The organism is Pseudomonas sp. FG-3G (assembly GCF_901007645.1).
GTDB classification, from domain to species: Bacteria; Pseudomonadota; Gammaproteobacteria; order Pseudomonadales; family Pseudomonadaceae; genus Aquipseudomonas; species Aquipseudomonas rhizophila.
The window spans coordinates 198995-214753 of the sequence record NZ_CAAKGZ010000001.1 but is presented as its reverse complement, the minus strand read 5'-3'; the positions used below and the strand labels follow the sequence as shown (position 1 = coordinate 214753).

14 protein-coding genes are annotated in these 15759 nt (G+C 62.4%); 9 read left to right on the top strand and 5 right to left on the bottom strand.

From position 1 onward, the window contains the following. Nucleotides 1-86 precede the first annotated feature (86 nt). From asd to PSEUDOMOFG3G_RS00960, 3 genes are read right to left on the bottom strand one after another with little or no spacing between them, the layout of a single operon-like run. Complete coding sequence (asd, locus tag PSEUDOMOFG3G_RS00970; protein WP_139048567.1) at nt 87-950, bottom strand: archaetidylserine decarboxylase; 864 nt, start codon at nt 948-950, stop codon at nt 87-89. Nucleotides 951-969: 19 nt separating this feature from the next. After that, nucleotides 970-1785 (bottom strand): rhodanese-like domain-containing protein, encoded by an 816-nt coding sequence (locus PSEUDOMOFG3G_RS00965; protein ID WP_139048566.1) that lies wholly within the window; start codon nt 1783-1785, stop codon nt 970-972. A gap of 42 nt (nt 1786-1827) precedes the next feature. Then, entirely contained in the window at nt 1828-3366 is a 1539-nt protein-coding gene (locus PSEUDOMOFG3G_RS00960; RefSeq protein ID WP_139048565.1) for an HDOD domain-containing protein, read from the bottom strand. A 166-nt stretch (nt 3367-3532) separates the two neighbouring features. Between PSEUDOMOFG3G_RS00960 and motA the strand changes: the two genes are divergently transcribed. Together motA and motB are read left to right on the top strand one after the other, a co-directional pair. Next, on the top strand, nt 3533-4384 hold the full coding sequence (gene motA / locus PSEUDOMOFG3G_RS00955; protein WP_139048564.1) for a flagellar motor stator protein MotA: 852 nt from the start codon (nt 3533-3535) through the stop codon (nt 4382-4384). A 1-nt stretch (nt 4385) separates the two neighbouring features. Next, the gene (gene motB, locus PSEUDOMOFG3G_RS00950; RefSeq protein WP_139048563.1) at nt 4386-5423 is read left to right on the top strand and encodes a flagellar motor protein MotB; all 1038 of its coding nucleotides are present in this window, start codon (nt 4386-4388) and stop codon (nt 5421-5423) included. Between the two features lie 168 nt (nt 5424-5591). Here motB and rsgA read toward each other — a convergent pair whose 3' ends face one another. Beyond that, nucleotides 5592-6623 carry a small ribosomal subunit biogenesis GTPase RsgA gene (gene rsgA / locus PSEUDOMOFG3G_RS00945; protein ID WP_047227301.1) on the bottom strand — a complete coding sequence of 344 codons (1032 nt, stop codon included), beginning with the start codon at nt 6621-6623 and terminating at the stop codon, nt 5592-5594. 252 nt (nt 6624-6875) lie between these two features. Here rsgA and orn point away from each other — a divergent pair, with 252 nt between their 5' ends. Both orn and PSEUDOMOFG3G_RS00935 read left to right on the top strand, forming a co-directional pair. After that, a complete protein-coding gene (gene orn / locus PSEUDOMOFG3G_RS00940; protein WP_047227302.1) occupies nt 6876-7418 on the top strand; it encodes an oligoribonuclease in 543 nt (180 codons plus the stop codon). A 259-nt stretch (nt 7419-7677) separates the two neighbouring features. Next, nucleotides 7678-8292 (top strand): trimeric intracellular cation channel family protein, encoded by a 615-nt coding sequence (locus tag PSEUDOMOFG3G_RS00935; RefSeq protein ID WP_171061284.1) that lies wholly within the window; start codon nt 7678-7680, stop codon nt 8290-8292. Here PSEUDOMOFG3G_RS00935 and queG read toward each other — a convergent pair. After that, nucleotides 8274-9353 (bottom strand): tRNA epoxyqueuosine(34) reductase QueG, encoded by a 1080-nt coding sequence (gene queG, locus PSEUDOMOFG3G_RS00930; RefSeq protein WP_139048562.1) that lies wholly within the window; start codon nt 9351-9353, stop codon nt 8274-8276. The two genes, PSEUDOMOFG3G_RS00935 and queG, sit on opposite strands and share 19 nt — an antisense overlap. Before the next feature lie 63 nt (nt 9354-9416). Between queG and PSEUDOMOFG3G_RS00925 the strand changes: the two genes are divergently transcribed. Genes PSEUDOMOFG3G_RS00925 through miaA form a run of 5 tightly spaced genes read left to right on the top strand, consistent with a single transcriptional unit; the run spans nt 9417 to nt 15685 of the window. Further along, a complete protein-coding gene (locus tag PSEUDOMOFG3G_RS00925; protein WP_139048561.1) occupies nt 9417-10916 on the top strand; it encodes an NAD(P)H-hydrate dehydratase in 1500 nt (499 codons plus the stop codon). After that, nucleotides 10904-11374, top strand: a complete 471-nt coding sequence (gene tsaE, locus PSEUDOMOFG3G_RS00920) for a tRNA (adenosine(37)-N6)-threonylcarbamoyltransferase complex ATPase subunit type 1 TsaE (RefSeq protein WP_047227306.1) — start codon at nt 10904-10906, stop codon at nt 11372-11374. Before PSEUDOMOFG3G_RS00925 ends, tsaE begins: the two co-directional genes overlap by 13 nt. After that, on the top strand, nt 11374-12804 hold the full coding sequence (locus PSEUDOMOFG3G_RS00915; protein ID WP_047227307.1) for an N-acetylmuramoyl-L-alanine amidase: 1431 nt from the start codon (nt 11374-11376) through the stop codon (nt 12802-12804). Before tsaE ends, PSEUDOMOFG3G_RS00915 begins: the two co-directional genes overlap by 1 nt. Beyond that, nucleotides 12801-14714 carry a DNA mismatch repair endonuclease MutL gene (gene mutL / locus PSEUDOMOFG3G_RS00910; protein ID WP_076382898.1) on the top strand — a complete coding sequence of 638 codons (1914 nt, stop codon included), beginning with the start codon at nt 12801-12803 and terminating at the stop codon, nt 14712-14714. The genes PSEUDOMOFG3G_RS00915 and mutL overlap by 4 nt, the downstream gene beginning before the upstream one ends. Further along, entirely contained in the window at nt 14714-15685 is a 972-nt protein-coding gene (gene miaA, locus PSEUDOMOFG3G_RS00905; protein ID WP_139048560.1) for a tRNA (adenosine(37)-N6)-dimethylallyltransferase MiaA, read from the top strand. Before mutL ends, miaA begins: the two co-directional genes overlap by 1 nt. Nucleotides 15686-15759 lie beyond the last annotated feature (74 nt).

Sequence of the window (15759 nt, the reverse complement as noted above, 5' to 3'; positions counted from 1 at the left end):
ATAGATAATAGCTTCGTCAGATTTTTTCGGAGCAGTGGAAGTCTCGCTTGAGAGAAGGCGGCTCAATCCAGTCGAGCCGCCTCCCTTTAATCAAGCTGAGGCAATGCCAACCCCTGGCCCATCTGCACCGGCGAACCGGCCACCAGGTCTTCGACCCATTGCACCTGATTCGGGCCGAACAGCACGATAGCGGTCGATCCCAGTTTGAAGCGGCCCAGCTCGGCGCCTTTCTCCAGGTGGATCGGTGCCCGGGCGGCTTCGTCGTAACGGAAGGTTTTCAGTTCGCGCTTGGGTGGCGTCACCAGGCCGGCCCAGACGGTTTCGATGGAGGCAACGATCATCGCGCCCACCAGCACCACGGCCATCGGCCCGCGCTCGGTGTCGAAAATGCACGCCACGCGCTCGTTACGGGCGAATAGTTCCGGAACGTTTTCGGCGGTGGTCTGGTTCACCGAGAAAATCCGTCCCGGGATGTAGACCATTTCCCGCAGGGTGCCGGCCAGTGGCATGTGCACGCGGTGATAGTCCTTGGGCGACAGGTAGATGGTGGCGAAATCGCCGCCCATGAACGGCGCTGCGTTGGCTGCATCGCCGCCCAGCAGTTCCAGCACGCTGAAGCTGTGGCCCTTGGCCTGGAATACCCGGCCGTGCTCGATGGGGCCGAGTTGGCTGACGGCACCGTCGGCGGGGCTGAGGATAGCCCCCGGTGTTGGGTCCAGCGGGCGGGCGCCTTCTTTCAGCGCTCGGGTGAAGAACGCATTGAAGTGCTCGTAGGCCGTGAGGTCTTCGACCAGCGCCTGGGACATGTCCACCTGATAACGTTTGGCGAACCATTGGGTGAAGGCGTTCTTGAACCAGCGCACGCGGCATTCGGCAATGCAGCCGGCCAGCCGAGACAGCAGGTGGTGGGGTAGCAGGTATTGGCTGAGGATGAACAAGCGGTTTTTCATTAACTGTCCTTAAGAACCTTCAGAGCTCGATGGGGGTATCAGGGTGGTTGCCCCATTCGCCCCAGGAGCCGGCATAGCCTTTGACTCGCGGATAACCGAGCGCCTTGGCCACCAGATAGGTGAAGCCAGAGCGGTGGTGGGTCTGGCAATGGGTGATGATTTCTTTGTCAGGCGTGATGCCCAACTGTTCGAGGATCTGCGGCATGTCGCTGCGGATGCGCAGGTTGCGTGCCTGATCCATGCCGGCGGTCCATTCGAAGTTGATCGCGCCGGGAATATGTCCGCCCCTGGCTGCGACGACTTTCTCGCCGGAATATTCCAGCGGCCCGCGTGCGTCCCAGATCGCCAGGTCAGCGGCACCGAGGCGGCTTTGCAGGTATTCGCGGGTGGCGGTGGGTTCATCGTGCAGGGTCAGGTTCACCGGGCCTGTGGCGGACGGCGGCACTTCAGTGGACACCGGCAGGCCTTCGTCCAGCCACGACAGCAAGCCGCCGTCGAGGTAGTGGTAGTTCGAATGGCCGATCACATCCAGCAGCCAGATAAAGCGCCCGGCCCAGCCACCGCCTTCATCGTCATAGACCACGTAGACCGCATTCGGGTTGTGCCCCAGTTCGCCGAACAGCGTCTCGAGGTCGGCTTTTGCTGGCAACAGGCCTGGTGCCGGGGGCTGGCCCAGTTGGGTGCGCTTGGGGTCGACGAAGCGTGCGCCAGGGATGTGCCCGGTGCTATAGCGGGCGGCGCTGGTCAGGTCCACCAGAATCAGTTCGCGGGCGTCGAGGCGCGACAGCAGGTCGCTCGGCTCGATTACCAGCGGCAAGCCAGAGAAGTCAGGCATGTGAGGTCTCCAGGGGCGCAAAGGGAAAAGATTGTATCAAGATCAGCGACCGCGGTTGGTAAAGCTGTGCAAGGCGCGTTCGATACACTGCACGGTTTTACCGAAGGCTTGCACCGTCACGTCCGAGAAGGGCCCGCCGCCCTGGTCCACCGCCACCAGCATGATCACCCGGCCGTTGCAGGTCAGTGAACGCAGCAGCAGGTGTTCGCCGCGAAACAGGCTGCGCAGGCCCGGCGGCAGCAACGCCGAAAACTGAGCGTTGTTGTCCGGGTTCAGGCGAACCTGGGCCTGCTGGGCCTGCAACCGTTGCAACACTTTGCTTTGGCTGATGGAAAAACTCATGGCCGCCGCTTCTTTGGGCAGGCCGGCGATCTGATGCACGCGCAAGCTGGTCTGGCTGCGGTCGGCCATCAGAATCATCACCCGCCGCATGCCGCAGGCCACCAAGGCGTCCCGTGCCGAGGTGGTCAGGTGCATGGCGTTGCTGAACGGGCTCGGTTCCAGCAGCAGTTCGGCGCATTGCTTGCGCCACTGGGTCAGGTCTTCGGCGCTGGGCGGGGCGGCCGGCAGCAGCCCCGGGTGGACGCGTCGGCTGCCCCAGGGCCAGATCAACGCCACAGCCGGATGCCAGAGGTCCGGCATGGTGTTGTGGCGGGCACTGATGACGGCTTGCTGGTGCAATTGCTGCTGGACGTCATCCATGGACATCTGCAGATACAAACTTGTCAGATATTGCCAGCGGGTGCTGTGAGGGCCGTCCCACGCCTGTTGCGCTGAAAGGGCCAGGCCGTTGGCTAGCAGCACGGTGTTGGCTGGCTGATTGAGCCAGCGTCGCAGGGTCGGGTCATCGTCCAGGCGATTCTGCTGGCGCAGCGGGTGTTCACTGTCCCGGGCGATGCGCAGCACTTTCACCAGCTCGCGGCGTTCGTTGAGCAGCAGGCGGTAGCCCTGCGCCACCCAGGCCGGCAGGCGCCAGGTCTCCACCAGCGCCAGGCAGATTTTCAGCAGGCTGACGCCGAACAGCTCGCGCTCCACTTTGCTCGCTGACTGGCCTTTATGGACAACCCGCAATTCCCACTCGCCCAGCAATCCCGGATGAGTCAGTGCCAGCGGCCAGAGCGGTGACAGAAACAGCAGGCTGCCCCAGTGGATGTCTTGCCACAGCCGCGCCAGGCGACTGGCAAAAAAACCATTGGCCTGTTGCGTTGCGTGCTGGCTGATCAATTGCAGTTGGCGCAGCACGAGGGGGATTTGCTGTTCCGGCAACGAGGGCAGGCGGGCGAGCAGTTCTTCGGTGCGCTTGAGGCCGAGGCGGTTGATGGCCACTTCGAGATTTTCTGCCGGTTCGGCAAAATTGCCATGGGTGTGATGGTTGGCTTCACGAATGACGCTCAGCGCCAGGGCGGGGCTGTCCTGGATCAGCTCGGCAATGTCGCGCAGTGAGCGGCGGCTGTCGGCAATGGCTTTGCAGACCAGGTCATGACTGGCTTGCGGCACTGGCAGATGGACGCCCTCGAGCAGCTTGACCCAGCCTTCGAGCGTGTTCGGTCGTGGAGTTGGAACCTTCGTTTCATTAGCCATGGCTGGACGCGATCATCATAGGGAGTATCTACGCCCGGAACGGGGCAAATTGGCTTTTCGCCTGAACTGGCTATAGTCTGGCGCAGTTTTGCCGATAAGTAGAAGAAGAGATTTTTCAGCTTCCGAATATGACCTTGAACCCGACTTAAATAAGTACTTTCTATCTATGGCTAAAATTATCGGCATCATTGTCGTGTTCGCGAGCGTTCTGGGCGGATACGTGCTCTCCCATGGCAAGATTGCCGCCCTGATCCAGCCCTTTGAGGTTCTGATCATCGGCGGCGCGGCCCTTGGCGCATTCCTGCAGGCCAACCCCGGCTACATGACGATGCACGTGCTCAAGAAGTCCTTGAGCATGTTCGGCTCGCGTTTCAGCCACACTTTCTACCTTGAGGTGCTGGGGCTGATCTACGAGATCCTCAACAAGAGCCGCCGCGAAGGCATGATGGCGATCGAAGGGGATATCGAAGACGCAGCGTCCAGCCCGATCTTCGCCAAGTACCCCACGGTACTCAAGGATGAGCGCATGACGGCGTTCGTCTGTGATTACCTGCGCATCATGTCGTCCGGCAACATGGCTCCCCATGAGCTCGAAGGCCTGTTCGACATGGAACTGTACAGCCTCAAGGAAGACCTGGAGCACCCGTCTCACGCGGTCAACGGCATCGCCGACGGCATGCCGGGTTTCGGTATCGTCGCGGCGGTATTGGGCATCGTGGTGACCATGGCCTCCCTGGGCGAAGGCGACCAGGCATCTATCGGCCTGCACGTAGGTGCGGCACTGGTAGGTACCTTCTTCGGTATTCTCGCCGCGTATGGCTTCTTTGGCCCGTTGGCCCATTCCCTGGCCCACGACGCCAAGGAAGAACTCAATGTCTACGAAGCCATCAAGGCTTCGCTCGTGGCCTCGGCCTCGGGCATGCCTCCATCGCTGGCTGTGGAGTTCGGTCGCAAGGTCCTGTACCCGGCGCACCGTCCAAGCTTCGCCGAGTTAGAACAAGCGGTTCGCGGTCGCTAAGATGGAAAACAACCAGCCGATCATTATCAAGCGCGTCAAGCGCATAGCCGGCGGGCATCACGGGGGCGCCTGGAAAATCGCCTTCGCCGACTTCGCGACGGCGATGATGGCGTTCTTTCTGGTGCTGTGGCTGCTGTCCACCGCGACTCCAGAGCAGAAAATCGCCATCGCCGGTTATTTCAAGGACCCGGTGGGTTTTTCCGAAAGCGGCACACCGTACATCATCGACCTGGGCGGCTCGCCGGTCCTGGCGCCGGAAAACACCCTCAACCCTGAAGTCGAATCCCAGCCTCAGCCCGACAAGGCGACGGTAGACGCCAATGACGCCGAAGGCATGGCCGAGGAGGTCGAGCGCGAGCGTCTGGAGTTGTTGCTGCAAGAGTTGCAGAACAAAGTCGAAGAGAACCCAGAGCTGCAGAAGTTCAAGGATCAGATCCTGTTCGAAATCACGCCGAACGGCTTGCGCATCCAGATCATGGACGCCGAGAATCGTCCGATGTTCGACTCTGGCAGCGCGCGCCTGAAACCTTATTTCGAAGATATTCTGCTGGCCATGGCCGACACCATCAAAGCGGTGCCGAACAAGATCAGCATCAGTGGCCATACCGATGCCAAGCCCTTCATCGGCAAAGGCGATTTCGGTAACTGGGAACTCTCCGCCAATCGCGCCAACGCGGCTCGTCGGGCCCTGGTGGCCGGCAGTTATCCGGACGAGCAGGTGGCGCGGGTGGTCGGTTATGCCTCCTCGGCGCTGTTCGACCGCAAAGACCCGTTCAACCCGGTCAATCGGCGGATCGATATCGTGGTGTTGACCAAGAAGGCCCAGAAAGCCATCGAAGGTTCGCAAACCGATGACCCGGCGCCGGACCCGGCCCAGGGCGCCGGCGCGCCGGGTGAAGTGCCGGGTACGCCCGGCGCGGCGGCGGATCCGAACGCATTGCCGGCGGACCAGCAGCCTGTTCCCGCCCATGAGGTACGTGAGCGTCTGAATCTGTTCGATGATCTCGCGCCGAAACCGGCCGAGCCGCCTGCGCAGTGACCTGACTGGCGAGCGTAAACCTGTGGCGAGGGGATTTATCCCCGTGGGGCTGCGAAGCAGCCCCTCTTTTTTCATCTGATATTCGGGGTGATAAAGGGGGGGCGCTTCGCGCCCCAGCGGGGATAAATCCCCTCGCCACAACTGTGTCCGGCTTGTCTTCCTTTCGGATCAGTAACTGCTTTCCGGCAAGCTGGCGATGATCGAGCGATAGCTGTTCATCCGTTGCTGCTGCACACGACCGTCTTCCAGCGCCTTGAGCAGGGCGCAACCGGGTTCGCGGTCGTGCTTGCAGTCGCGGAAACGGCAGGTGCCGATCAGGTCGTTGAACTCGATGAACCCCGCTTCCACGTCGGCTCGGCTGACGTGGCCCAGGCCAAACTCGCGGATGCCCGGCGAGTCGATCAATTCACCGCCGCCGGGGAAGTGGAACAACCGCGCCGTGGTGGTGGTGTGAGTGCCCTGGCCGGACAGCTCGGACAACGGCCCGACGCGCGTCTCGACTTCCGGCAGCAGGCTGTTGACCAGCGACGACTTGCCGACACCGGACTGGCCGACAAACACGCTGATGCGCCCGTCCAGTTGTTCCTGCAATTTCTCCATGCCATCGCCGTGGTGAGCCGAAACTTCCAGCACCGGGTAGCCCAAGTGCCGATAGACCGAGAGCAGTGCGTTCAGCGCCGGGGCGTTGTGTTCATCGATCAGGTCGAATTTGTTGAGCAGCAACAAGGGGCGGATGCCGGCGTGTTCGGCCGCGACCAAATAGCGGTCGATCAGGTTGGCGTGGGGCTCGGGTAGCGGGGCGAAGACGATGACGATCATGTCGACGTTGGCCGCCACCGGCTTGAGCTGGCCTCGGCTGTCCGGACGGCACAGTTCGGTGTGGCGCGGCAGTTGAGCCACGATCACGCCGATGCCTTGGTTGCCGGCACGCCAGACCACCTGATCACCAGTGACCAGGGCCGGCAGGTTGGCTCGCAGGTGGCAGCGGAATACCTGGCCGGCCAATTCGCCTTCACGGGCCTCGACCTCGACCTGTACACCGAAGTGCGCGATCACCAGGCCGGTCTGTTCAGGGCCCAGGTCGCCGCCCTCCAGCGCTTGTACCGCGCTGGATTCGCGTTTGGCGGCGCGGGCGGCGCGCTCGCCCTGAATCTTTTCGATGCGCCAGTTTTGACGACGATTGAGTTGGCGTTTGGCCATGGGTGTTCCGTATGAAGAATGCAGCGATTAGGTAAAAACGGCCGCGAGTTTAGCACGCTCAAGGCCCTGCCTCGGGTTTGAACGAAAAGTCGCCGAGCAGCGATCAGGCAGGGCGAAAACAGGCGAGGAAGCGGCGTTGACTGGTGGTCAATGAGCATTCCGAGGCTGTTTTCAACGCAGCATGATCGTCGCGCAGGCACTTTTCGTTCAAAGCCTAAGCTAAACTGCGCAGCTACGCCGAGGAGCTCCCCCATGCAGAACCCGCAGAACCTGATCTGGATCGACCTGGAAATGACCGGTCTGAACCCGGACACCGACGTCATCATCGAAATGGCCACCATCGTCACCGACAGTGATCTCAACACCCTGGCCGAAGGCCCTGTGATCGCGATCCATCACAGCGACGAGGTCCTGGCGGGTATGGACGAATGGAACACTCGCCAGCACGGCGGCTCAGGCCTGACCCAACGGGTGCGCGAGAGCAAAATCAGCATGGCTGAGGCCGAAGCCCAAACCATCGCCTTTCTTGAGCAGTGGGTGCCCAAGGGCAAGTCACCGATCTGTGGCAACAGCATCTGCCAGGATCGTCGCTTTCTCTATACCCATATGAAATCCCTGGAAAGCTACTTTCACTACCGCAACCTGGACGTCTCCACCCTCAAGGAACTGGCCGCCCGCTGGGCACCTGAGGTGCGTGACAGCTTCCAGAAGGGCGGCAGCCACCTGGCCCTGGACGATATCCGCGAGTCCATCGCCGAGCTGCAGCACTACCGTAAGCACTTCATCAAGTTCTAAGTCGGCTCCTCGGCTGTTGTGCGAGCACGCTTTTGTGGCGATGGAGCTTGCTCCGCTGGCCTGCGAAGCAGGCCCAACAGCTTCAGGTAGATCGAGTTGTCCGGTTTGGCGACTGCTGCGCAGCCGAGCGGGAGCAAGCTCCCTCGCCACAGGGGTAGTTTGAACGGGCGGCATGGCGCTCAGGCAGAAGACGGTGTCGCGCCCTCTTTTGGTGCCTGCCCAAACTGGCTAGACTGCGCGCCTTCCTGCAAGGACCGCCATCATGTTGCTGATGCTTTACCTGATCGCCATCACCGCCGAAGCCATGACTGGGGCCTTGTCTGCCGGGCGTCGTGGCATGGACTGGTTCGGCGTGGTGCTGATCGCCTGCGTCACCGCGTTGGGTGGCGGCTCGGTGCGCGATGTGCTGCTCGGTCATTACCCGCTCACCTGGGTCAGGCACCCGGAATATCTGGTGCTGACCACCGCGGCCGCGATGCTGACGGTGATCCTGGCGCGCTGGATGCGCCATTTGCGCTCGTTGTTCCTGGTGCTTGACGCCGTGGGCCTGGTGGCGTTCACCCTGATCGGCTGCATGACCGCCCTGGAAATGGGCCACGGCATGTTGGTGGCTTCGGTCAGTGGCGTGATTACCGGCGTTTTCGGTGGCATCCTGCGTGACATTTTTTGCAACGATATCCCGCTGATCTTCCGTCGCGAGCTCTATGCCAGCGTTTCGTTTGCCGCAGCGTGGTGTTACATGCTGTGTGTCTATCTGCAGTTGCCGAGTGAACAGGCGATCCTCATCACCTTGTTCGGCGGTTTCCTGTTGCGGCTCCTGGCGATCCGCTTTCACTGGGAAATGCCGAAGTTCGTCTACAACGACGAGGTCTGACGCTCGGCGTGTTGGCGCAACGCCCACTCCACGTGCTCGCGCACCAGTTCCGATGGGTAATCGCGCCGCGCTTCAAGCGCTTGCATGACCGGGATGGTTGAAGGTGCATTTCCCAGCCCCACCGCCAGGTTGCGCAACCAGCGTTCGTACCCGGCGCGGCGCAGGGGCGAGCCCTCGGTACTGCTGAGGAATTTTTCCTCGTCCCACATGAACAACTCGGCCAACCCGGCGTTGTCCAGGTTGTGTCGCGGTTTGAAGTCGCTTTCTCCGGACGGTCGGGCGAAGCGGTTCCACGGACAGACGATCTGGCAGTCATCGCAACCGAACACCCGGTTGCCGATCAATGGCCGCAGTTCCTCGGGGATGGCGCTTTTGAGTTCGATGGTGAGGTAGGAAATGCAGCGTCGGGCATCCAGGACGTAGGGGCCGACGAAGGCATTCGTAGGGCAGATGTCCAGGCATGCGGTGCATTTTCCGCAGTGTTCGCTGGCGTGGGGCGGGTCAACCGGCAGCGGCAGGTCGACGAACAGTTCGCTCAGGAAGAAATAGCTGCCGGCCTTGCGGTTCAGTACCAGGGTGTTTTTACCGATCCAGCCCAAGCCGGCCTGCTCGGCGATGGCTTTTTCCAGCACCGGTGCGCTGTCAACGAAGGCGCGATAACCGAAGGGGCCAATGGCCGCCTGAATTTTTTCTGCCAGATGCTGCACGCGTTTACGGATCAATTTGTGGTAATCGCGGCCCAATGCATAACGCGAGACGTAGGCTTTTTCCGGTTGGCCGAGCATCTGCGCCATTTGCGTGTCGCCCGGCAGGTAGTCCATGCGCAGGGAAACCACACGCAATGTGCCCGGCACCAGTTCCTCGGGGTGCGAGCGTTTGCTGCCGTGGGCGCCCATGTAGTCCATCTCGCCGTGATAGCCCGCGTCGAGCCAGCGCTGCAAATGTTGCTCATGCTCGGCAAGGTCCAGGCCGCTGATGCCGACTTGCTGGAAACCCAGCTCGCGGCCCCAGTCCTTGATGGATTGGGCGAGGGCGGGGAGGTCTGTGGGAATGACGGGCATGAGGCGAGAGAAACCGGAGCTGAGATGCGTATAATTCTGCCAGACATCGGAGCCCGAAGACGCATGCCGCACACTAAAGATGATTTTCCCGACGCGCTGTACAGTGCCGCGCAGGTTCGGGCCCTTGACGCACAGCTGATTGCGGCAGGCACGACTGGCTTCGAATTGATGCAGCGAGCCGCCCGCGCCACCTGGCGCGCCATTGTCCGGCACTGGCCAGACGCCAGCGAGCTGACCGTGCTGGCCGGGCATGGCAACAACGTCGGCGACGGTTATCTGGTGGCGACCCTGGCCCGCCGTGCCGGCTGGTCAGTGCGGGTGCTGACGGTGGGTGAGCCCCGGCGTTTACAGGGGGATGCCGCCAATGCCCACGCCGAGGCGGTGGCGGTGGGTGTGCCGGTGGAGCCATGGTCGGACGAGTCCGACTTGCGCGGCGTGCTGCTCGACGCCTTGCTCGGCACGGGATTGAGTGGCGAAGTACGCGAGCCCTACGTTCGGGCAATCGACACCATCAATGTCAGTGGCCTGCCAGTGGCCGCGGTGGATATCCCTTCGGGCTTGTGTGCCGACACGGGACGGGTGCTGGGTACGGCAGTGACGGCCGACCTGACCGTAACCTTTATCGGCCTGAAGCTGGGCCTGTTCACAGGCGATGCGGCGGACCGGGTCGGTGAACTGATATTCAATGATCTGCATGCCGATCCCGACATCGTCGAGGCGGCGCCGGCCACGGCCCGGCTTCTGCAGCCCGCTAATCTGCCGGGTCTGACGCCGCGCGCGCGCGCATCCCACAAAGGCAAGTTCGGTCATGTTCTATTGATCGGCGGCGATCGAGGTTTTGGCGGGGCTATCCAGATGAGCGCCGAGAGTGCCCTGCGTTGCGGCGCGGGGATGGTGTCCATGGCCACTCGCAACGAGCATGTGTCCGCTGCGCTGACGCGTTTACCCGAAGTCATGGTGCAGGGCACCCACTCAGCAAACCAATTGATGGGGTTGCTTGAGCAGGTCAGTGTGTTGGTGGTGGGGCCGGGCCTCGGCCAGGCTGCGTGGGGACGTAGCTTGTTGTCGGCGGCGGCCAACGCATTGCTGCCCCAGGTGTGGGATGCCGATGCGCTGAACCTGCTGAGCAGTGGCGCGGTCAGTTTGCCCGCGCACTGTGTGATCACCCCTCATCCGGGCGAGGCGGCGCGGCTTCTGGGTATCTCCACGGCTCAGGTGCAGGCCGATCGTCCGGCGGCGGCCCACGCATTGAGCAAACAATACGCGGCCACAGTGATTCTCAAAGGCGCTGGCAGCCTGATTGCCAGTCCAGACGGTCGCCTGTCGGTTTGCAGCCAGGGCCATCCGGCCATGGCCACGGCAGGCCTCGGGGATGTGCTGGCCGGGGTGGTCGGTGCGTTGCTCGCCCAAGGCATGGATGGCTTTGACGCCGCCTGCCTGGCGGTGTGGCTGCATGCCAATGCCGGTGCGCAAGCCGGTCAGTCGGGCCGGGGATTGGCGGCGACCGATCTGATCCCGGCCATTCGTCAGTTGTTGGAGGAGCATTCACCGTGTCTGAAGTAACCCTGTACGTGGCGGACGAACAAGCCATGACGCAATTGGGGGCGCGCATTGCGCGTACCACGGCTGGCCATGGTCTGATTTTTCTGGAGGGCGACCTCGGCGCGGGAAAAACCACCTTGTCCCGCGGCATTATTCGTGGCCTGGGACACGTCGGCGCAGTGAAAAGTCCTACGTTCACGTTGGTTGAACCCTACGAAATCGGCGACATTCGTGCCTTCCATTTTGACCTGTACCGACTGGTGGACCCTGAAGAGTTGGAATTCCTCGGTATCCGCGATTACTTCGAAGATGACGCCTTGTGTCTGATCGAATGGCCCCAGAAGGGTGCAGGCTTTTTGCCAAAGCCCGACCTGACCATTACCATTGGCGCGCAGAACGGCGGGCGTTCGTTGATACTGACGCCGCAAGGCTCGCGTGGCGAGTCGTGGTGTGCCGCTTTGGCACTGGAAACTAATTGATGATGGGGTTTGGTATGCGCTTTCGCGCGGTGGTTGCTGTCGTAGGAATGTTGCTTACGGCACTGGCCGTCGATGCTGTGGCACAGACGAAGGTCAGCAGCGTTCGTCTGTGGCGGGCGCCGGACAACACTCGTCTGGTGTTCGACCTGACGGGGCCGGTGCAGCACAGCGTATTCACCCTGACCGCTCCGGATCGCCTGGTGATCGACATCAATGGCGCATCCCTGGGGGCGCCGCTGACAGCCGCCACCGCCAACACGCCGATCACGGCCATTCGCTCGGCTCAGCGCACGCCGACTGACCTGCGGGTGGTCGTCGATCTGAATAAGGCGGTGACCCCGAAAAGCTTCACCCTGGCGCCCAACGCCCAGTACGGCAACCGACTGGTGGTGGACTTGTTCGACAACCCGGGCGATGCCGCGCCACCGCCTGCGCCGCCGACCAAAGTCGCCACAGTGCCGGCGGTGCCGGTCACGCCGACCGAGCCTGCTCTCAAGCTACCGCCGGCGCCTTCCGGCAAGCGCGATATCATCGTTGTGATCGATGCCGGTCACGGGGGGGAGGACCCGGGTGCCTCTGGCTCGCGAGGGCAGCGTGAAAAGGACGTGGTGTTGTCCATCGCCCGTGAGTTGCAGCGTCAGGTCAATGGTATGAAGGGCTTTCGCGCGGAGCTGACCCGTACCGGAGACTATTTCATCCCCTTGCGTGGCCGTACCGAAATCGCCCGCAAGAAGGGCGCGGACCTGTTCGTCTCGATCCATGCCGACGCCGCCCCTTCAAAAGCCGCGTTCGGGGCCTCGGTGTTTGCCCTGTCTGACCGGGGGGCCACCTCCGAGACCGCCCGTTGGCTGGCTGACAGCGAAAACCGTTCCGACCTGATTGGCGGTGCCGGTAACGTCAGCCTCGATGACAAGGACCGCATGCTCGCCGGCGTGCTGCTCGATTTGTCGATGACCGCCTCGCTGACGTCCAGCCTGAACGTCGGTCAAAAAGTCTTGAGCAACATTGGGCGTGTCACGCCGCTGCACAAGCGACGCGTCGAGCAGGCCGGGTTCATGGTGCTCAAGTCACCGGATATCCCGTCGATTCTGGTGGAAACCGGGTTCATCTCCAACGCCAACGAAGCCTCGAAGCTGACATCCTCCAGCCACCAACAGGCCCTGGCCCGTTCCATCAGCAGCGGCGTGCGACAGTTCTTCCAGCAGAACCCGCCACCGGGCACCTACATCGCCTGGCTACGAGACTCCGGCAAGATCGCCCAGGGGCCGCGAGACCATCGGGTCAATCCTGGCGAAACCCTGGCAATGATCGCGGTGCGCTATCAGGTGTCGCCCGCGTCGTTGCGCAGTGCCAATAATCTCAAGAGCGACGAGCTCAAGATCGGCCAGACCCTGACCATTCCCGGCAACGAAGTGGTGGTCAAGCAATGAGCGATGAACTGACCGGCAGCACTGCCCGCATCGAACTGCTCAGCCCCCGGCTGGCGAACCAGATCGCCGCCGGTGAGGTGGTCGAGCGTCCGGCGTCGGTGATCAAGGAGTTGCTGGAGAACAGCCTCGACTCCGGGGCCCGGCGCATCGATGTGGATGTCGAGCAGGGCGGTGTCAAGCTGCTGCGTGTGCGCGATGACGGTGGCGGCATTCCTGCCGACGACCTGCCGTTGGCCCTGGCGCGCCACGCCACCAGCAAGATCCGCGATCTGGAAGACCTCGAGCGGGTCATGAGCCTGGGGTTCCGTGGCGAGGCGCTGGCCTCCATCAGTTCGGTGTCGCGCCTGACGCTCACCTCGCGTACCCGCGAAGCCGACCAGGCCTGGCAGGTCGAGACCGAAGGCCGGGACATGGCCTCTCGCGTCCAGCCCGCGGCCCATCCGGTGGGCACCTCGGTGGAAGTGCGCGACCTGTTCTTCAATACCCCGGCCCGGCGCAAGTTTCTCAAGGCCGAGAAGACCGAATTCGATCATTTGCAGGAAGTCATCAAGCGTCTGGCGCTGGCGCGTTTTGACGTGGCGTTCCATTTGCGCCACAACGGCAAGACCATCCTCAGCCTGCACGAGGCCCATGATGATGCGGCCCGTGCTCGACGCGTTGGCGCGGTGTGCGGTGCCGGGTTCCTGGAGCAGGCTCTGCCCATCGAAGTGGAGCGCAATGGCCTGCACCTGTGGGGCTGGGTCGGGCTGCCGACTTTTTCTCGCAGCCAGGCGGACTTGCAGTACTTTTACGTGAACGGGCGGGCGGTGCGCGACAAGCTGGTGGCCCACGCGGTGCGCCAGGCCTATCGCGACGTGTTGTTCAACGGTCGGCATCCAACGTTCGTGCTTTTTTTCGAAGTCGATCCCGCGGTGGTGGACGTCAACGTGCATCCCACCAAGCATGAAGTACGCTTCCGTGACGGGCGCATGGTGCACGATTTCCTTTACGGCACCTTGCACCGCGCCTTGGGTGATGTGCGCCCCGAAGATCAATTGGCGGCACCAGCGGCAGTTGCCGGCATGGTCCGGCCAACGGGGCTGGAGGCTGGCGAATTCGGGCCTCAGGGCGAAATGCGCCTGGCCGCCAACGCACTGCTGGAGCAACCCCAGCCCCAGCCGACCTACAACGCCGCCGGGACCGGCGCGGGCAGCGGTTACCAGTACCAATACACCCCGCGTGCGCAATCGAGCGTGCCCGCCGCCGAAGCTCAGGCGGCTTATCGCGAGTTCTTCAAGCCCCTGCCTGAGGCCGGTGCGGCGGCGTTGCCGGACGGCCAGGGTGATATTCCGCCACTGGGTTATGCCCTGGCGCAGCTCAAAGGCATCTATATCCTCGCGGAAAATGCCCAAGGCCTGGTTCTGGTAGACATGCATGCCGCCCACGAGAGGATCATGTACGAGCGGCTGAAGATCGCCATGGCCAGCGAAGGCCTTAGCGGGCAACCGCTATTGGTGCCTGAATCCCTGGCGGTCAGCCAGCGTGAGGCCGATTGCGCCGAGGAGCATGTGAGCTGGTTCCAGCGCCTGGGCTTTGAGCTGCAGCGCCTGGGCCCGGAAACCCTGGCGATCCGGCAGATCCCGGCGTTGTTGAAGCAGGCCGAGGCCAACCGACTGGTCAGCGACGTGCTGGCGGACTTGATGGAGTACGGCACCAGCGACCGGATCCAGGCGCACCTGAACGAACTGCTCGGCACCATGGCCTGCCACGGCGCAATCCGCGCCAACCGGCGTCTGGCCTTGCCGGAAATGAATGGCCTGCTGCGGGATATGGAAAACACCGAGCGCAGCGGCCAATGCAACCATGGCCGGCCGACCTGGACCCAACTGGGCCTGGACGACCTGGACAAACTGTTCCTGCGCGGTCGTTGATGAGCCAGTTACCACCTGCGATCTTTCTGATGGGGCCGACCGCAGCCGGCAAGACCGACCTGGCCATTGAGTTGACCAAAGTGCTGCCCTGCGAGCTGATCAGCGTCGATTCGGCCTTGGTCTACCGGGGCATGGACATCGGCACGGCCAAGCCGTCAAAAGAGCTGCTGGCCGAGTTCCCGCACCGACTGATCGACATCCTGGATCCGGCCGAAGCTTACTCGGCAGCGGATTTTCGTCGCGATGCCCTTCAGGCCATGGCCGACATCACCGCCAGAGGCAAGATTCCGCTGCTGGTGGGCGGCACGATGCTGTACTACAAGGCTCTGGTCGAGGGGCTGGCGGACATGCCGGCTGCCGATCCCAACGTGCGCGCGCAGATCGAAGAAGAGGCTGCACGCCTTGGCTGGCAAGCCCTGCATGAGCAACTGGCGATCATCGACCCGGAGTCGGCGGCCCGCATTCACCCCAACGACCCGCAACGGCTCAGCCGGGCGCTGGAGGTCTATCGGGTCAGCGGGCAGAGCATGACGGCCCTGCGACAGCGACAATCTGCGCAAAGTACTGAAGCAGCCGCTTCGGGAATGCAACAATTGCCCTATACTGTCGCCAATCTGGCCATCGCTCCGGCGAACCGGCAAGTGCTGCATCGGCGAATTGAACAAAGATTCACATTAATGTTGGAACAGGGATTCATAGACGAGGTCGTAGCCCTGCGTGAGCGAAGTGACCTGCATGCCGGGTTGCCGTCTATACGTGCGGTGGGTTATCGACAGGTCTGGGACTATCTGGACGGCAAGCTGACGTCAGCCGAGATGCAGGAGCGTGGAATCATTGCCACGCGCCAATTGGCGAAACGCCAGTTCACCTGGCTGCGGAGCTGGACTGACTTGCATTGGCTTGACAGTCTTGATTGCGACAATCTGCCGCGCGCCTTGAAATACCTTGGGACCATCTCCATATTGAGCTGAGTCCTTGCAATTGCCGTCTATCCTTGGGGGTGTGACGGCCCAAGCCATCTGATTCCGATTTTAATTATTGATCC

Coding starts and splice junctions, on each gene's coding strand:
- asd (WP_139048567.1), bottom strand. CDS start 950: ATGAAAAACCGCTTGTTCATCCTCAGCCAATACCTGCTACCCCACCAC.
- PSEUDOMOFG3G_RS00965 (WP_139048566.1), bottom strand. CDS start 1,785: ATGCCTGACTTCTCTGGCTTGCCGCTGGTAATCGAGCCGAGCGACCTG.
- PSEUDOMOFG3G_RS00960 (WP_139048565.1), bottom strand. CDS start 3,366: ATGGCTAATGAAACGAAGGTTCCAACTCCACGACCGAACACGCTCGAA.
- motA (WP_139048564.1), top strand. CDS start 3,533: ATGGCTAAAATTATCGGCATCATTGTCGTGTTCGCGAGCGTTCTGGGC.
- motB (WP_139048563.1), top strand. CDS start 4,386: ATGGAAAACAACCAGCCGATCATTATCAAGCGCGTCAAGCGCATAGCC.
- rsgA (WP_047227301.1), bottom strand. CDS start 6,623: ATGGCCAAACGCCAACTCAATCGTCGTCAAAACTGGCGCATCGAAAAG.
- orn (WP_047227302.1), top strand. CDS start 6,876: ATGCAGAACCCGCAGAACCTGATCTGGATCGACCTGGAAATGACCGGT.
- queG (WP_139048562.1), bottom strand. CDS start 9,353: ATGCCCGTCATTCCCACAGACCTCCCCGCCCTCGCCCAATCCATCAAG.
- PSEUDOMOFG3G_RS00925 (WP_139048561.1), top strand. CDS start 9,417: ATGCCGCACACTAAAGATGATTTTCCCGACGCGCTGTACAGTGCCGCG.
- PSEUDOMOFG3G_RS00915 (WP_047227307.1), top strand. CDS start 11,374: ATGATGGGGTTTGGTATGCGCTTTCGCGCGGTGGTTGCTGTCGTAGGA.
- mutL (WP_076382898.1), top strand. CDS start 12,801: ATGAGCGATGAACTGACCGGCAGCACTGCCCGCATCGAACTGCTCAGC.
- miaA (WP_139048560.1), top strand. CDS start 14,714: ATGAGCCAGTTACCACCTGCGATCTTTCTGATGGGGCCGACCGCAGCC.